This window comes from Devosia sp. P3_B2 (assembly GCF_056402875.1).
The window spans coordinates 523762-540052 of sequence record NZ_JBFUGO010000002.1 but is presented as its reverse complement, the minus strand read 5'-3'; the positions used below and the strand labels follow the sequence as shown (position 1 = coordinate 540052).

Below are 16291 nucleotides of genomic sequence, written 5' to 3'. Positions count from 1 at the left end.
GCAAGCGGTTTGGGCGCATTAAGGGCTGCGCCGTGCCGCAATCATGGCAGCGGCGCCTGCAGGATATCGAGCAGATCGTAGCTGTAGTCGGCGCTGCCGCCCCAGACGTCGTCGACCTTCCAGCCGTCCTCGTTGACCAGGAGGAAGCCGAGTTCATTGGGAGTGCCCATGTTCTCGAACGTGACCCTGACCACAGCCCTGCCACCGGCATAGTAAGCTTCTCCGACCTCTAGCTTATCGAGCTGGAAGTCTTGGCCGTTCACGAACGGATCGAAATCGATTCGGCCAATCTCGCCGTTCGCTTCCGCGGCATCCTTGTCGTAGAGCGAGTTGAGGCGCTCAGAGCGAAAGGGGCGCGGGTCATCCGGGTAGATCTGCGCCGGCCCATAGACCGCATACACCGCTTCAACTGCCGCGCGGGCATCGGTGGAGGACTGGGCGAGCGCCGGCTGCCCCAGCAGCACCAGCGCGGCAACGGCGATCAACAGGCGCATCATGAACCCCTCAGTTGAACCAGAAGGCGTAGCCGATCAGGGCGTCGCCGAAGACCTCGTTGGCGGCGCGGAACGACTCGGCGCTGGCGATGGGGCCGTCCTTGAGGAACGGCAGCGCGTCGTAGCCGGTGATCAGCATAACGAGGTCGGTCTTCTTGGCTGTCTCGAAATAGGCCTTTAGGTCGAAACCCTTATGGAAGCGCCAGTGCGGGATGAGCAGCTTGCCGTCGAGCACCTGGTCGGCGGTGTCGAGCGTCGCCATCCAGGCTTTCACCTGCTCGTCTGTGATCTTTGCGTCGGGTGTGACGCCCGTTTGCTTGGGGCTGGGCAGCAGCTCGCGGTTGTCGTCGGTCTCGGCGAGGATGGCCTCCCAGTTCCGCCGCGACAGCGCCGTGATGTCCTTGAAGCGGGCCAGGACGCGCTTCAGCCGGTCGGGTTCGATCACCGGCCAGTTGAGGTGATGGATGGCGGCCAGCGCATCGGCGATGGCGTTGTCGGAGGCCGGATCGAGCATTAGCGAGCCGGTGGAGGTGGTGTAATCCTGCATCGGCAGGCCGGCGCGCGGGAAAAGCCGGTGGAAGGTGGTGTCGAAGAGCTGGCGGAAATCGTGGGCGAGGAGGAAATCCGCCTGCGCCGCGAGGATCTGCGAGTAGCCCGCCAGCCAGATCGCATCGGCGCGATCGAAGCCGACGGTGGAATCCGGTGGGGGCGGCGTGACGGGCGCCGGAGTATTGGGCTCGGACGGGCCAGGAACGGTCACGCCACCGAACATGGCATTCAGCACGTTGCCGATGCTCTCCGACTCGCTGCCGGCATCGTCGCCGTCGAGATCGATGCGGACCTTCAGCACTTCGACCGGCACGACATAGTCGCCGGTCTCGCCTGCGGCGAGCAGGGCATCGCGGGCGGCATCCATGTCATCGACGAGGAGCTGCAGGATGGCGCGGAACTTGTCGTAGTCGAGTGGCTCGGGGTTCGGATTGATCGGGACCGGCATGGCCAGCGGCGCGCCCATGATCGGGCCGGCGTCGGGCGAGGCGAAGCCGTGGCGGTAGAGACCCTGCGCGAAATGCTCGACGCCCTGGATGAAGCTGAGCAGGCCGACGCCGAAGCGCCCTTCCATGTCCTGCCGCTCGTAGAGGGGTTTCAGCTCGGTGAGCCCCTGCCCGATCGTCCCGGCGTAAAGATGCTTGCGCGCGATGTCGCCGGCCTCGCCCGCAAGGGCCGGGAGTGAAAGCGCCGCACAGAGTGCGACAATCGCCAGTCTCAGCATCCCGATCCTCCAGGGCGTTGGGCTATTTGGCAGCCAACTCAAGCCATTGATCTTCGTCGAGAACAAGGATGCCGAGTGCCGTGGCATCCTTGAGCTTGGAGCCGGCACCGGGGCCGGCCACCAGGATGTCTGTGTTCTTCGACACCGAACCAGCCACCTTGGCGCCCAGCCGCTCGGCCATCGCCTTGGCTTCGCCGCGGGTGAGCTTTTCGAGGCTGCCGGTAAAGACGACGGTCTTGCCCGCCACCTCGCTGGTGGCCGAGACGGTGACGACATACGGCTTCGGGTGCACCTGCAGCAGCAGCGCATCCAGTACGTCGTCGTTGCGCTCGTTGCCGAAGAAATCGATCAGCGCCTCGATGACGGTGTCGCCAATGCCGTCGACCGACGGGAACACCGAGTGCGGGTCGTCGGCGTGAGCGGCCGTTTCCTTGCCGACGCGGATCAGTTCCTCGATGGTCGAGAAGGTCTTGGCCAGCACCGCCGCCGTGGTCTCGCCGATGTGGCGGATGCCGAGGGCGAAAATGAAGCGATCGAGCTCGGGCTCGCGCCGCGCATCGATGGCGGCAAACAGCTTCTCGAGGCCTTCGAAGCTGCGGTCCTCGACGCTGCGGACGTTCTTCCGGGTCTTGCCCGAGGCTTCCTCTCTGAGCCGCGCCTGCTCGTCACGCCGTGCGGCAAAAGCCTGCTGCACTTCCGGGCGGCGATCGCGCAGCGTGAAGATGTCGGCAGCGGTTTTGACGAGGCCGGAATTGAAGAACAGGTCGATGTTCTCGGCGCCCAGCCCCTCGATATCCATCGCGCCGCGCGACACGAAGTGACGCAGCCGCTCGACCGCCTGGGCGGCGCAGATCAGCTCGCCGGTGCAGCGGCGACGCGAGTCTTCCTTGCCGGTCTTCTCGTTGAGTTCGCGCGTCGCGGGCGAGCCACAGACCGGGCAGACGTGCGGGAACTCGTAGGGCACCGCGTCGGCGGGGCGTTTCTCCAGCACTACGCGGACGATCTGCGGGATGACGTCGCCGGCGCGCTGGATCACCACCGTGTCGCCGATGCGCACGTCGATCGGCTCGTCGCCGCGGATCGGCGCGCCGGTCGAGTCGATGCCGGCGATGTAGTCCTCGTTGTGGAGGGTAACGTTCTCCACCACCACGCCGCCGACGCCCACCGGCGCAAGCCGTGCTACCGGCGCCAGGGTGCCGGTGCGGCCGACCTGGATGTCGATGGCACGGACGGTGGTGAAGGCCTGTTCGGCCGCGAACTTGTGGGCCACGGCCCAGCGCGGCTCGCCGCTCGAAAAGCCCCAGCGACGCTGCAGCTCGAGGTTGTCGACCTTGTAGACCACGCCGTCGATGTCGTAGCCGAGCGAGGAGCGGAGTTCCTCGATCTTCCTGTATTGGGCGACCAGTTCGTCGATCGAACTGGCGCGCACCATCAGCGGGCTGATCGCAAAGCCCCATTCGCCGAACTTCTGCACCGCCTCATATTGCGTCGGCGCCGGCTCGGCGGTCGTCGCTCCCCAAGCGTAGGCGAAGAACTTGAGGTTGCGGCTAGCGGTGATCGACGGATCCTTCTGGCGAAGCGAGCCGGCCGCGGTGTTGCGGGGATTGACGTATTCCTGCCCGCCGACGGCAGCAGAGCGCGCCTTAAGCGCCTCGAACTCCGCCATGGTCATGTAGACCTCGCCGCGGATTTCGATACTCGCGGGCCAGCCCGAGCCTTTGAGCTTGTGCGGAATGTCCTTGATGGTCCGGAGATTGGCGGTGATGTCTTCGCCCACAGCGCCGTCGCCGCGCGTGGCGCCCTGGACGAACACGCCGTTCTCATAGCGCAGCGAAGCCGAAAGCCCATCGATCTTGGGCTCGGCGGTGAAGACCAGCTTCAGGTCCTTGTCGCGCTCAAAGAAGCGGCGGCCGCGCTCGATGAAATCGACCACGTCCTCGTCGGTATAGGCCTTGGCGAGGCTGAGCATCGGCACGGCGTGCCGGACCTTGCTGAAACCCTCGACCGGCGCGCCGGCGACCTTGTCGCTGAGGCTGTCCGGCCGCTTGAGCTGTGGGAAGGCGATCTCGAACGCCTGGTAGCGGCGCTTCAGCCCGTCGTATTCGGCATCGGTGATCTCGGGGGCGTCGTTCTCGAAATAGGCCCGGTCGGCCTCGCTCAGCAGCTCGTGCAGCCGGTCGAGCTCCGCCTTGGCCTCCGCCTCGGAGAAGCTCTCGATCTCACGTTCCGCCTCGCTCACGATACCTCCGAAATCAACTTCCCGGCCGCGGCGCGCGCCTCGTCGGTGACCTTGGCGCCGGCCAGCATGCGCGCCACCTCTTCCTGCCGCGCCTTGCCGTCGAGGCGACGCACGTGGGTGCGAACGAACGCCCCCTCCTCGATCGCCTGCTTCTCGATCAACAGGTGGCTCTGTGCCCGCGCCGCAACCTGCGGCGCATGGGTGACGGTGAGCACCTGCACCTTGCCAGCGAGTCGCGCCAGCCGGCGGCCGATGGCATCGGCCACCGCACCGCCGACACCCGTGTCGATTTCGTCAAAGATCAGCACCGGCGCCGAGCCGCGATCGGCCAGCACCACTTTGAGCGCGAGCAGGAACCGGCTGAGTTCGCCGCCCGACGCCACTTTCAGGATCGGGCCGGCCTGGGTGCCGGGGTTGGTCTGCACATGGAAGGCGATCTGGTCGTGGCCGGAGGCAGCGACGCGCGCGGGATCGACCTGGCGGTCGACGATGAACTTGGCGGCGCCGAGCTTGAGGTCAGGCAGTTCGGCCTCCACGGCCTTGGTGAGGGCCGCAGACGCCTTCTCGCGCGCCTTGCTGAGGGCGGTTGCCGCGGCGGCATAGGCGCTGCGGGCAGCCTCGGCGGCGACTTCCAGCGCCTTCAGCGACGTCTCCCCGCTCTGCAGCATGTCGAGATCGTTCTGGTACTTGGCGAGTATCTCGCCCAGCCCGTCGCAGGTGGTGTGGTGCTTGCGGGCGGCAGCACGCAGCGCGAACAGCCGTTCCTCGACCTTTTCGAGATCGGCCGGATCGAACGCCATGTCGCGCTTCAGCAGCTCGAGCGCATCCGAGGTGGCATCGAGCGACACGAGGGCCGTGTCGAGTGCCTCGACGATCGGCTGGAATACCGCCGCGCCGGCATCCGCCTTGCGCACCAGACGCCGCATCAGCCCGGCGAGCACCGGCCCGGGCGCGGTCGGGCCGTTGAGGATCTCATCGGCGTCGCGGACCTCTTCGGCGGCCTTCTCCAGTGTCATCAGACGCTGGCGGCGCTCGGCGAGGACTTCCTCCTCGCCCGATTCCAGATGCATCTCGCCGAGCTCGGTGACGACGTGGCGGGCATATTCCTCGCGCGCCATCGCCTCGGCGATCACGGCGCGCTGGCCGGCTACGGCCGCCTCGGCCTCGATTAGCGCCTCGTAGGTGCTCCAGACGGCGCTGGCGAGGGTTTCGTGGCCACCGAAGGCATCGAGCGCGGACCGGTGAGTCGCGACGTCGATCAGCGCGCGGTCGTCGTGCTGGCCGTGGATTTCGACGATTAGCTTACCGACCGCCTGTAGCAGCCCGGCGGAGACCGGCTGGTCGTTGATGAAGGCGCGGGTGCGGCCGTCGGCCAGCTGGACGCGGCGGAGGATGATGTCCTCGTCGTCGGCGATGGCATTCTCGCGCAGCGCTTCGCGAGCCGGGTGGTTGCGCGGCAGCTGCAGCACCGCCACCACCTGCCCGCTCTCGGCCCCCGTACGAACTAGCGAAGCATCGCCGCGGCCGCCAAGAGCCAGCGTCAGTGCGTCGAGCAGGATGGACTTGCCGGCGCCGGTCTCACCGGTAAGTGCGGTGAGGCCGTCTTCGAGCGTGAGATCGAGCTGGTCGATCAGGACGATGTTTCGAACCGAAAGCGCATTGAGCATTCGGGAGTGGCCCCTCGGTGGTCGACCGGCCGAACGGGGCCGAACAAACTTGCGCCGTGCAGCCTAGCTCAAAGGGGAACAAACAGGCAACGAAATTGTTGCCCGCTTAGCTCTTCTTCAACTGCGCGAGGCTGCTATTGGCGTTGATCTGCGGCGTGACGCCCTGCTTGGCGAGCAGATCGAACGCCTGCTTGTACCAGCTGCTCTGCGGATAGTTGTGACCGAGCACGGCCGCGGCAGTCTGCGCCTCGGAAACGAGGCCGAGCGCCAGGTTGGCTTCGGTCAGGCGGAACAGCGCCTCTTCGATGTGGGTCGAGGTCTGGAACTGCTCGGCGACCACGCGGAAGCGGTTGATCGCGGCCGGGTAATTGCCGTTGCCGAGATAGTAGCGGCCGACCGACATTTCCTTGCCAGCGATCTGGTCGACGCCGACAACCATCTTGTCCTGCGCGTCCTTGGCGTACTTGCTGTCCGGATAGTTTGCGATGATCAGGCTGTAGGTCTCGATGGCATCCTTCGAGATCTGCTGATCGCGCGTGATGTCCTTGATCTGCCCGAAGTACGAGTTGCCCTTCAGGTAGAGGACGTAGGGCATTTCCTTGGAGGTCGGGTAGAGCGCCATGTAGCGGTCGGCGGCGAGAATCGCTTCCTCGAACTTGCCGATGCGATAGTTGCCGTAGACCTCCATCAGCTTCGCCTTCTCGTTGAACTCCGAGAACGGATGCTGGCGCTCGAGCTTTTCAAGCGTGGCGACGGCGGTGACGTAGCGCTGCTTCTCCATCTCGTCGAGGGCCTGCTGGTACAGGGTCTCGGGCGGGATGATCGCTTCTTCCTTGATCTTGGGCTGGCCAAACAGGTTGCAACCGGCGAGCAGCACCACAACGCAGCCCATCAGCACGAAGCGTGAGAACCGGCTCGAAAAACCTGCATGCTGAGAGATCGTCACGACCTGCCCCATCCCTTAACGCATCACCTGAAACTGGCAGGCGAACTACTGACAAAAAAGATCAAAACTGTGGCGCTGGCCGATCAACCGACCGAACGCAGATAGGACTGCACATTGAGTCCTTCCGGCATGTCGTCGAGCGCGTCGAAGGCTGCCGGCAGCTGGTCGGCAGTGACGATCTCGTAGTTGGCCTCGCTGGCGAAGAGCCCGTGCAGAACCAGGGCGTTCAGGGCGTGACCGCCCTTGTAGGAACGGAACCGGCCATAGATCGGCAGGCCGCAGAGCGCGAGGTCGCCGATGGCGTCGAGCAGCTTGTGGCGGACGAACTCGTCCTCGTAGCGCAGGCCACCTGGATTGAGAATCCGATCTTCGTGCACGGTGATCGAATTTTCCATCGAGGAGCCGAGCGCGTAACCGGCCTGGCGGAGAATCTTGGCGTCGCGGACGAAGCCGAAGGTGCGGGCGCGCGACACGTCCTCGTAGTACTTGCGCGGCGTCCAGTCGAAGATCATCCGCTGGCGGCCGATGACGCGGCTGTCGAAATCGATCTCGAGGTCGAGCATCCGGCCATTGTATGGCTCGAGCGCTGCAGAGGCCTCGTTGTTGCGCACCAGCACCTGGCGCATGATCTTGATGTAGCGGCGCGGCGCCGGCTGGACCATCAGGCCCACTTCCTGGATGCCCCGCACGAACGGCGCTGCGCTGCCATCGAGGATCGGGCACTCGGCGCCGGTGAGGATCAGGTGGGCATTGTCGACGCCCATGCCCGAGAGGGCGGAAATAACATGCTCGACGGTGGCGACGGAGACGCTGTCGCCGAGATCGAGAGTGGTGCAGAGCGTGGTGCGGGTGACCCGCGAGAAGTGCACCGGCACGGGACCGACGCGGCGACCGTCATCGAGCAGGCGGGTGATCGTATAGCCACTATCGGGAAGTGCGGGCTCGATGGTGAGCGTGACGGGAGCGCCGGAGTGGACGCCGAAGCCGCTGAACTCTAGCGCTTCCGCCAAAGTCCGCTGCCGCGCCGAAAGTTTCTGCATGCTCTTAGGACTCCATGCCCCAACGTAAACCGGGAGCAGTCATAGACAATAAAAACCCGACGCGGAAGCCGCGCCGGGGGCGTGTACTGGGCCTTTCCCCTACGGCTATCAGCCGTGTTTACGGAGGAAGGCGGGGATTTCGATGTGCTCTTTCTGGGCCGGCTGGGCCGGTGCCCGACCATGCTGGTCCAGGTTGCCGCGAGCGCCCTCCGCACCACCGGAAACCCGCGCATTCCGGGCGCCTCCGGCTTCGATGGCGCTGCGTGCAGCCGCATCGTCAGCACTCTGCTCGACCGTCGGCTCGGCCCGCGCCGGCTCGTTCGACTTAAGGCTAATGCCGACATTCGAGGCCAGACGCTTGAACAGGGCGCGCGCGTTGCGCGGTTCCGTTTCCTGCTTTTCTTGCTCGTTCAGTGACCGCCTTGCAACAGCCGGAAGCTCCTCGGTACGCGGCATCCGGCGCTGTCCGTCGGGACGTTCGGCGCTGGAGGGCACATAAGCGCTGGGAATCGGCGCCTCGATGAGTCGCGGAGCCTCTTCGAGATGAGTGTGCGTCGCCTGCGGAATGTACGGCTCGACCGTGATGCCGTCGTCTTCCTGATAGTCCTGGTAAGTCGGCTCGGCGTAGGAAATGGCCTCGGCCACCGCCTGCTCTACCTGCGACTCAAATTCCGGCTCCGGCTGGGCTTCCGCCACGACCGTGCGTTCCGGCATTGCCTGGCGCATCACCGCAGCCTGCAGCGGCACGCGCGCCGGGTTGGCTTTCATCGGCTCGAGCGCCTGCACCATCGTTGCGTCGGTGCCGGTAGCAACGACTGCCACGCGGATCGTGCCGCTCATGTCGGGGTCGAAGGTGGCGCCGAGGATGATGTTGGCGTCGGCGTCGACTTCCTCGCGGATGCGGCTGGCCGCCTCGTCGACTTCGTAGAGGGTGAGATCCGGACCGCCAGTGATCGAGATCAGGAGGCCACGGGCACCCTGCATCGACACGTCATCGAGCAGCGGGTTGGCGATCGCCGCCTCGGCAGCATGCCGTGCACGATCCTCGCCGGAAGCTTCGCCCGTACCCATCATCGCCTTGCCCATGCCGCGCATTACGGCGCGGACGTCGGCGAAGTCGAGGTTGATCAGGCCTTCCTTGACCATCAGGTCGGTGATGCAGGCGACGCCGGAGTAGAGCACCTGGTCCGCCATCTTGAACGCGTCGGCGAAGGTGGTCTTCTCGTTGGCAACGCGGAAGAGGTTCTGGTTCGGGATGACGATCAGCGTATCGACATGCCGGTGCAGCTCATCGATGCCGTCCTCGGCAAGGCGCGAGCGCCGGTTGCCTTCGAACTGGAAGGGCTTGGTCACCACGCCGACAGTCAGGATGCCCTGCTCGCGCGCCGCACGCGCCACCACTGGGGCTGCACCGGTGCCGGTGCCGCCACCCATGCCTGCGGTGATGAACACCATGTGGGCGCCGCTGAGGTGATCGTTGATCTCGTCGTAGCTTTCTTCGGCCGCTGCCCTACCCACCTCCGGGTGGGAACCGGCACCGAGACCCTCGGTAACCGAGACGCCCAGTTGGATGATCCGCTGCGCACTCGAAAGCGCCAGGGCCTGTGCGTCGGTGTTGGCGCAGACGAAGTCCACTCCGGAAAGGCCCGACGCGATCATGTTATTGACCGCGTTGCCGCCAGCCCCGCCGACACCGAAAACGGTGATGCGCGGCTTCAATTCTTGAATGTCCGGGATGGTGAGGTTGATGGTCATGAATGGCCCCATGCGTGGCGTGTGAGACCAGTATTAGTCGCCAATTCGTTAATCAGACCCTAACAATGCCCTCAAAACCGTTAACGTGATGGCAATTTGCAAGCCGGCCTAACGGCTTGGTTACGTTACGTTAAGCATGAAGTTGAGGCCGGCCGGGCCTCAGGGTGCAACTCGGCAGAGACTCAGAAGCTGGTGCGCAGCCAACTGCCGACGCGGGCGAAGTAGCCATCCGTGCCCGTCAGGCGGACCGAGCGGTGCGGCTCGACGTATTCCTGGGCGCAGACCTGCGGGTAGATGAGCATGCCCGCAACCGTAGCGAATGCAGGGCCCTTGGCCATTTCGGGCAGGCCGGAAATGCCCATCGGGCGACCGTTGCGGACGTTGCGGGCGAGCACCCGACGCGCCACTTCAGGCAGGCCGGTGAGTTCGCTGGCGCCGCCGGTGAGAACGAATCGCCGGCCGCAGATGTCCATCATGCCGGTGGCCTGCATGCGGTCCTTGATGGCGGTAAGGACTTCCTCGATGCGCGGACGGATGATGCGGGTGATGTGCGAGCGGGGAATCTGCCCCGGCGCTTCGTCGCGAGTGGCGCCCACCGGGGTGATGGCGATCATGTCGCGCTCGTCGGCCTGGCCGGGCAGCACCGAGCCATACATGGTCTTCAGCCGCTCTGCATCGGCGATTCCGACCGACAGGTGGCGGGCGATGTCGAGGGTCAGGTGATGCCCGCCGATGGCGATGGCGTCGGCATAGACGAGCTGGCCTTCAGCGAACACCGATACGGTGGTGGTGGCGCCGCCGAAGTCGATGCAGGCGACGCCCAGAGAGCTTTCGTCGTCGACCAGCGTGGCAAGGCCCGACGCGTAGGGAGTCGCCATCAGCGCTTCGATCTGCAGATGGCAGCGATGCAGCACCAGCTCGATGTTGCGCATGGCGAGGGTTTCAGCCGAGACCACCGCGACATCGATCGACAGCTTTTCGCCGACCATGTTCTTGGGATCCTTGATGCCTTTCTGGCCGTCGAGCGTGTACCCGATAGGCAGCGCATGGACGATCGAGCGCTCCGGACGAACGGAACGGTCGTTGACGGCGCGCAGCACACGCTGGATATCCGCCCGCTCGACTTCCTGGCCACCGAGGTTGACGCCGGCCGAAAACGTCTCGGAGCCAAGACGGCCCGCGGTGACGTTGACGATGACCGACTGCACGGTGACGCCGGCCGCCCGCTCGGCAATGCCGACGACGGTACGGACGGCCTGCTCGGCCTTGTCGAGGTCGGAGATGACGCCGCTCTTGATGCCTGAGGACGGGCCATAGCCGAAGCCGATGACTTCGACATTGTGGGTGCGGCCCCGTAGCGACTTGCCTTCGGCGCGCGGCACCAGGCGGGCAATGACGCAGCAGATCTTGGTCGAGCCGATATCGAGCACCGTCACCAGCGAGGTGCGGCCCGGCTGTACCGGCTTGAGGCGCGCGGTCAGTGCATCGGTCATCATGGTCTTACTGTGCCCCGGCTTCGGCTTTGCGTTCGGCCGGGGTCTCGTAATCCGACGAACCCTTGACCGTATGCTTGTTGTTCTTCCTGTTCGCAGCGATCTCGGCGGCTGCGAGTTCACCCGGCTTCAACGTCACGATGCCCGGCACGCGCAGGTCGATCAGCGTCACGTCGCGATCGAGCAGCGCGTAGTCGGCCTGGTACATTTCCAGCCGGCTGAGAGCCTGCGCCACGCCGCTTTCCGGCAGTTGCACGCGCAGGCCGTTGCGATAGATCAGGTCCCAGCGGCGGTCGCCGATACGGCTGAGAGCAGCGAGCTGCTCCTCGAGCTTTGCGTGGCGCGCCAGCACGCGAACCATGGCGACCGCATCGTCGGCGGCGCCCTCCCCGATCACCAGCGGCAGATCGGTGTAGGAGCTGATATCGGTGCCGATCTTCTTGCCGGCATCGTCGATCAGCCACGTGGTGTCGCCGACACGCCAGCGCGCCACGGGCACCTTCTCGACGATCGAGACGATGACGCGGTTCGGATAGACCTTCCGCACCGTGGCGGACTGTACGGCGCGCAGCCACTCGAGCCGGGCCTGCGCCTTCTGGGCATCGAAGGTCAGCGTCGAATTACCGGTGCCGACGGTGAGGAGCGTGATGATGTCTTTATCATCGGTCAGCGTCTGGCCGGTGATCTCGATGGCGTCGATGCCGAAGCCGGCCTGGGCGAACTCACCCTGGACGAAGCGATAGACAGTGACGCCGGCCGACCCGATCGCGTCACGCGCCTCGAACACACCGACGATGAACAGCAGCGCCAACAGTGCGCCGATGCCGCGGACGATCAACTGCTTGTGCAGCACCCAGACGTGGCTGGCCTTGACTAGGGCACGCCGGCCGGAACGGGACATCGGGACTGGAAGGTGACGAGGATCGACGGGTTGGGCGTTGGCGAAACCCTTTGCCCCTACCTGTTGCAACTCGCATCCTCCACCATCCAGGCAACCAGATCCTCGAACGAGTGGCCGGCAAAGCGGGCCTGTTCGGGAACCAGCGACGTTTCGGTCATGCCTGGTTGGGTGTTGATTTCGAGGCAGACGAGCTCGCCGTCCGGCCCTGCCTGGTCGTTGTAGCGGAAGTCGCTCCGCGACACGCCCCGGCACCCAAGCGCAGCATGCGCCTTAAGCGCCATCTTCTGCACTTTGTCGTAAATTTTCGGTTGAATTTCAGCCGGAATGACGTGGCGCGAGCCGCCGTGGGCGTACTTTGCCTCGTAATTGTAGAAGCTGAGGTCGGTGACGATCTCGGTGACCCCGAGTGCGACATCGCCCATCACGGCGCAGGTCAGCTCCCGGCCGGGAATGTAGCGCTCCACCATTACGTCTTCGCCGGAGTTCCAATCCTCGCGCAACAGTTCCTGGGGCGGGTGCGACTGGTCCGCCTTGACGATGAACACGCCGAAGCTCGAGCCATCGGCGATCGGCTTGACCACATAGGGCGGCGCCATGACGTGGGCGCGGGCAACCTCAGCACGGTTGGCGATGGTGTGGTCGGTGACAGGAATGCCGGCCGCCTTGAACATGATCTTGGCCTGGTGCTTGTCCATGGCCAGCGCCGAGGCCAGCACGCCCGAATGGGTATAGGGGATGCGCAGGAACTCGAGCACGCCCTGGATCGTACCATCCTCGCCGTAACGGCCGTGCAGCGCGTTGAACGCGACGTCGGGCTTCAGCTCGCGCAGGACCTCGGCGATGTCGTAGCCGACGTCGACTTCGGTGACCTGGTAGCCGCCATTGCGCAGCGCCTGGGCGCACCCGGTGCCCGAGGCGATCGACACCGGTCGCTCGTTCGAAATGCCGCCCATCAGGACGGCGACGTGCTTGGTCATTAGACGGCTCCCGTGAACGGTTCGCCGTCCATGAACTCACGCACTTCGCGGCCGGGCAGGAAATGGCCCATGCGGCGGACTTCCCACTTGAGCTCGATGCCGTGCTTGTCGCGCACCTTCTGGCGGATGGTCTCGCCAACCGTCTCGACCTCGAACGCATCCGCTTCGCCCATGTTGATGAGGAAGTTGGAGTGCATCTCGCTCATCTGGGCGCGGCCGAAGGTGAAGCCGCGGCCGCCGGCCTCGTCGATCACCTTCCAGCTCGAGTGTCCCTCGGGATTCTTGAAGGTGGAGCCAGCGGTCTTGGCGCGGGTCGGCTGCGTGCTTTCGCGCCGCTCGGTGACGGTGCGCATCTCGGTGAGGATCTTCTCGGGATCGCCCGGAAACCCCTGGTAGATCGCCGAGGTGAACACAGCGCCGCGCGGCCCGTTCGACTTGCGGTAGAGATAGCCCATGTCGGCATTGGTAAGCGTGACGATGTCGCCCTGCCGGGTTACCGCGCGCAGCTCGACCATGCGGGCGCGCGTCTCGGTGCCGTAGCAGCCGGCATTCATGTAGAGCGCGCCGCCAATGCCGCCGGGAATGCCGCGATAGAACCACAACCCGTCGATCCCAGCCTCGGCCGAGGCCGTGGCAACCTTCACGTCGGGGACAGCAGCGCCGGCGCGAACGCGGTGGCCGTCGAGAATGTCGATGGCGCCGAACCCCTTGGCCGGCAACCGGATCACCACACCGTCCAGGCCGCCTTCGCGGATCAGGAGGTTCGAGCCGAGCCCAACCACCGTGACGCGGATTTCAGCCGGCAGGCGCTTGAGGAAAAACGCCAGGTCCTCTTCGTCGACCGGGCGGAAGAACAGTTGCGCCGGTCCCCCTACCCTCAGCGTCGTCATTTCATCGAGCGGCTGGTTGGCGATGAGCTGGCCGCGGACTTCGGAGGTCCAACTGCCGAGTGTCGGGATCAGGTCAGGCCACTGGGGAACGTGAACGTTCATGGCAGCTCGGGCTCCTTGCCGATCAGCGCGCCAAGTTCGGCGGGCAGCGAGGCCGCCCACTGCGTGATGTTGCCGGCGCCGAGGCAGACGACATAGTCGCCCTCGGCAGCGCGCGACGCAATCAGAGGGGCCAGCGCCTCAGGGCGGTCGATGACGCGGGCGTCGCGATGGCCGCGGGCGCGGATGCGCTGCACCAGCTCCTCGTGCGTTACACCCTCGATCGGCGTTTCGCCGGCGGCGTAGATCGGCGCGACGATGACCGTGTCAGCGTCGTTGAAGCAGGTGGCGAAATCGTTGAACAGGTCGTGGACGCGCGAATAGCGGTGCGGCTGCACCACGGCGATGACATCGCGGCGGGTCGACTGTCGGGCTGCCTTCAGCACGGCGGCGATCTCGACAGGGTGATGACCGTAGTCATCGATCACGGTGATGCCGCCGACGACGCCGGTGCGGGTGAAGCGGCGCTTGACGCCGGAGAAACCCTTGAGGCCCTTGCGGATCGCTTCGGCCGGCACCTTGAGCTGATCGGCCACGGCGATGGCCGCCGTGGCGTTGAGCGCGTTGTGCTCGCCCGGCATCGGCAGCTCGAGGCCCTCGATGCGCAGATGCGTCATGCGGATGCGATCGCGGATCTCGACGGCGAAGTGGCTGATGCCGTCCCTGATCTCGAGGTCGACCAGCCGCACATCGGCCTGCGGGTTGCGGCCATAGGTGATGACGCGGCGATCGCGAATCTGTCCGATCAGCGCCTGCACCTCGGGGTGGTCGATGCACATCACGGCAAAGCCGTAGAACGGCACGTTCTCGACGAAGTTGAGGAAGGCCTGCTGCACCCCGGAGAAATCGCCGTAATAGTCGAGATGCTCTGGATCGATATTGGTGACGATGGCGACGTCGGCCGGCAGCTTGACGAAGGTGCCGTCGCTCTCGTCGGCCTCGACCACCATCCACTCGCCGTCGCCGAGACGGGCATTGGTGCCGTAGGCGTTGATGATGCCGCCGTTGATGACAGTTGGATCGAGATTTCCGGCGTCGAGAAGCGTCGCGACCAGCGTCGTGGTGGTGGTCTTGCCATGCGTGCCGCCAATGGCGATGGCGTTCTTGAATCGCATGATCTCGGCGAGCATTTCGGCCCGGCGCACCACCGGCAGGCCGCGGGCGCGAGCGGCTGCAAGCTCCGGATTGCCCTTCTTGATCGCCGACGAGATGACGACGACAGCCGCGTCCTTGAGGTTCTCGGCCCTCTGGCCGACCTCGACCTCGATGCCCATCTTCCTGAGGCGCTGGACGTTGGGGTTCTCGGCGCTGTCAGAACCACGGACCTTGTAGCCCTGGTTGTGCAGGATCTCGGCGATGCCGCTCATGCCGATGCCGCCGATGCCGACGAAGTGCACCGGTCCGATGTTGCGCGGCATCTTCATTGTGGTTGTTTCCCCTTGGCCACGAGGCGTTCTGCCGCGTCGGCGAGCTTGGTGACGGCGTCGGGCTGACCCAGCGATTTGGCGGCTGCTGCAGCCCGCTCCAACACGCCGGGATCACCGAGAAGTGAGGCCAAGCGAGTGCCAAGCGATAGTGGCGTAAGCGTGGCCTGCTCGGCGATCCAGCCGCCGCCCGCGGCCTCCATCACCAGCGCATTGTTCTTCTGGTCGGCATCGATCGCACCCGGCAGCGGCACCAGGATCGCCGGCCGGCCGATTGCCGTGAGTTCGGCGATGGTCGAGGCGCCGGAGCGCGAGATGACGAGATGCGACGCGGCCATCCGCTCCGGCAGGTCATCGAAGAACGCCGCGAGCTCGACATTCACCTTGGCCTGCCGATAGGTCTCGGCCACGCGATCCAGGTCTTCGGCTCGGCACTGCTGCACGATGCGCAGCCGCGAGCGCAATTCCTGCGGCAGTTCGGCGATGGCCGGGGGCACCAGATCGGCGAAAATGCGAGCGCCTTGGCTGCCGCCAAACACCAGGAGGCGAATGGCGCCGCCGGGTTCGAGTTCGGGATACGGCACCTTGACCACCGCACGGACACGGTCGCGCAGCGGGTTGCCCACGAGGATGGTCTTGTCGGCGAACGCCTCGGCCTTCGCCGTGCGGGCGAAGCTCAGGGCAATCACCCGCGCCATCTTCGCCAGTGCCCGGTTGGCACGACCCATTACCGAATTCTGCTCATGCAGTATCCCGGGGATGCCGCGCAGGTTGGCCGCAACGAACGGTGGGAACACCGGATAGCCGCCGAAGCCGATCACCGCATCCGGCTTGACGCTGCCAAACTTGCCGAAGGCGACGGCGATGCCGCCAAGAATGGTCACGCCGGCGCTGACAAAGCGGATCGGGTTGCCGACCGATGGGGTCGCCGACGGCACGATATGGGTGGCGCTGGCCGGAAAGTCGCTGCCGTAGCTCGCGACGCGATGGTCGGTCATCAACTGGATGTCGTGACCACGCCGGCGCAACTCCTGCGCCAGCGCCATTGCCGGGAAGAGATGGCCTCCCGTACCGCCTGCCATAAGGATGAATC

13 protein-coding genes are annotated in these 16291 nt (G+C 65.5%); all 13 read right to left on the bottom strand.

The genetic code is table 11. From position 1 onward, the window contains the following. Positions 1–41: 41 nt before the first annotated feature. Complete coding sequence (locus AC1DV8_RS05470) at positions 42–497, bottom strand: DUF3828 domain-containing protein (protein ID WP_477149039.1); 456 nt, start codon at positions 495–497, stop codon at positions 42–44. Between the two features lie 7 nt (positions 498–504). After that, positions 505–1767, bottom strand: a complete 1263-nt coding sequence (locus AC1DV8_RS05465) for a hypothetical protein (protein ID WP_477156739.1) — start codon at positions 1765–1767, stop codon at positions 505–507. Positions 1768–1789: 22 nt separating this feature from the next. Further along, entirely contained in the window at positions 1790–4006 is a 2217-nt protein-coding gene (ligA, locus tag AC1DV8_RS05460) for an NAD-dependent DNA ligase LigA (protein WP_477156738.1), read from the bottom strand. After that, positions 4003–5673: a DNA repair protein RecN gene (recN, locus tag AC1DV8_RS05455; RefSeq protein ID WP_477156737.1), complete on the bottom strand. Its 1671-nt coding sequence runs from the start codon at positions 5671–5673 to the stop codon at positions 4003–4005. The genes ligA and recN overlap by 4 nt, the downstream gene beginning before the upstream one ends. Before the next feature lie 106 nt (positions 5674–5779). Then, positions 5780–6619 carry an outer membrane protein assembly factor BamD gene (locus AC1DV8_RS05450; RefSeq protein ID WP_477149035.1) on the bottom strand — a complete coding sequence of 280 codons (840 nt, stop codon included), beginning with the start codon at positions 6617–6619 and terminating at the stop codon, positions 5780–5782. Positions 6620–6702: 83 nt separating this feature from the next. Beyond that, positions 6703–7659: a UDP-3-O-acyl-N-acetylglucosamine deacetylase gene (lpxC, locus tag AC1DV8_RS05445; RefSeq protein WP_477149034.1), complete on the bottom strand. Its 957-nt coding sequence runs from the start codon at positions 7657–7659 to the stop codon at positions 6703–6705. A 108-nt stretch (positions 7660–7767) separates the two neighbouring features. Continuing rightward, positions 7768–9414 (bottom strand): cell division protein FtsZ, encoded by a 1647-nt coding sequence (gene ftsZ / locus AC1DV8_RS05440; protein WP_477149033.1) that lies wholly within the window; start codon positions 9412–9414, stop codon positions 7768–7770. A 182-nt stretch (positions 9415–9596) separates the two neighbouring features. Further along, positions 9597–10910: a cell division protein FtsA gene (gene ftsA / locus AC1DV8_RS05435; RefSeq protein ID WP_477149032.1), complete on the bottom strand. Its 1314-nt coding sequence runs from the start codon at positions 10908–10910 to the stop codon at positions 9597–9599. Positions 10911–10914: 4 nt separating this feature from the next. Beyond that, positions 10915–11808, bottom strand: a complete 894-nt coding sequence (locus AC1DV8_RS05430; protein ID WP_477149031.1) for a cell division protein FtsQ/DivIB — start codon at positions 11806–11808, stop codon at positions 10915–10917. Between the two features lie 56 nt (positions 11809–11864). Further along, positions 11865–12785, bottom strand: a complete 921-nt coding sequence (locus AC1DV8_RS05425; protein ID WP_477149030.1) for a D-alanine--D-alanine ligase — start codon at positions 12783–12785, stop codon at positions 11865–11867. After that, positions 12785–13777, bottom strand: coding sequence for a UDP-N-acetylmuramate dehydrogenase (gene murB / locus AC1DV8_RS05420; protein WP_477149029.1), 993 nt, complete (start codon positions 13775–13777; stop codon positions 12785–12787). The genes AC1DV8_RS05425 and murB overlap by 1 nt, the downstream gene beginning before the upstream one ends. Further along, positions 13774–15198 carry a UDP-N-acetylmuramate--L-alanine ligase gene (gene murC / locus AC1DV8_RS05415; RefSeq protein ID WP_477149028.1) on the bottom strand — a complete coding sequence of 475 codons (1425 nt, stop codon included), beginning with the start codon at positions 15196–15198 and terminating at the stop codon, positions 13774–13776. The genes murB and murC overlap by 4 nt, the downstream gene beginning before the upstream one ends. Then, positions 15195–16280 (bottom strand): undecaprenyldiphospho-muramoylpentapeptide beta-N-acetylglucosaminyltransferase, encoded by a 1086-nt coding sequence (gene murG / locus AC1DV8_RS05410; protein WP_477149027.1) that lies wholly within the window; start codon positions 16278–16280, stop codon positions 15195–15197. Before murG ends, murC begins: the two co-directional genes overlap by 4 nt. Positions 16281–16291 lie beyond the last annotated feature (11 nt).

Bases quoted from the DNA above. Each gene is read 5' to 3' on its own strand.
- AC1DV8_RS05470 (WP_477149039.1), bottom strand. From the start codon at position 497: ATGATGCGCCTGTTGATCGCCGTTGCCGCGCTGGTGCTGCTGGGGCAG.
- AC1DV8_RS05465 (WP_477156739.1), bottom strand. From the start codon at position 1,767: ATGCTGAGACTGGCGATTGTCGCACTCTGTGCGGCGCTTTCACTCCCG.
- recN (WP_477156737.1), bottom strand. From the start codon at position 5,673: ATGCTCAATGCGCTTTCGGTTCGAAACATCGTCCTGATCGACCAGCTC.
- lpxC (WP_477149034.1), bottom strand. From the start codon at position 7,659: ATGCAGAAACTTTCGGCGCGGCAGCGGACTTTGGCGGAAGCGCTAGAG.
- ftsZ (WP_477149033.1), bottom strand. From the start codon at position 9,414: ATGACCATCAACCTCACCATCCCGGACATTCAAGAATTGAAGCCGCGC.
- ftsA (WP_477149032.1), bottom strand. From the start codon at position 10,910: ATGATGACCGATGCACTGACCGCGCGCCTCAAGCCGGTACAGCCGGGC.
- AC1DV8_RS05430 (WP_477149031.1), bottom strand. From the start codon at position 11,808: ATGTCCCGTTCCGGCCGGCGTGCCCTAGTCAAGGCCAGCCACGTCTGG.
- AC1DV8_RS05425 (WP_477149030.1), bottom strand. From the start codon at position 12,785: ATGACCAAGCACGTCGCCGTCCTGATGGGCGGCATTTCGAACGAGCGA.
- murB (WP_477149029.1), bottom strand. From the start codon at position 13,777: ATGAACGTTCACGTTCCCCAGTGGCCTGACCTGATCCCGACACTCGGC.
- murC (WP_477149028.1), bottom strand. From the start codon at position 15,198: ATGAAGATGCCGCGCAACATCGGACCGGTGCACTTCGTCGGCATCGGC.
- murG (WP_477149027.1), bottom strand. From the start codon at position 16,280: ATGGCAGGCGGTACGGGAGGCCATCTCTTCCCGGCAATGGCGCTGGCG.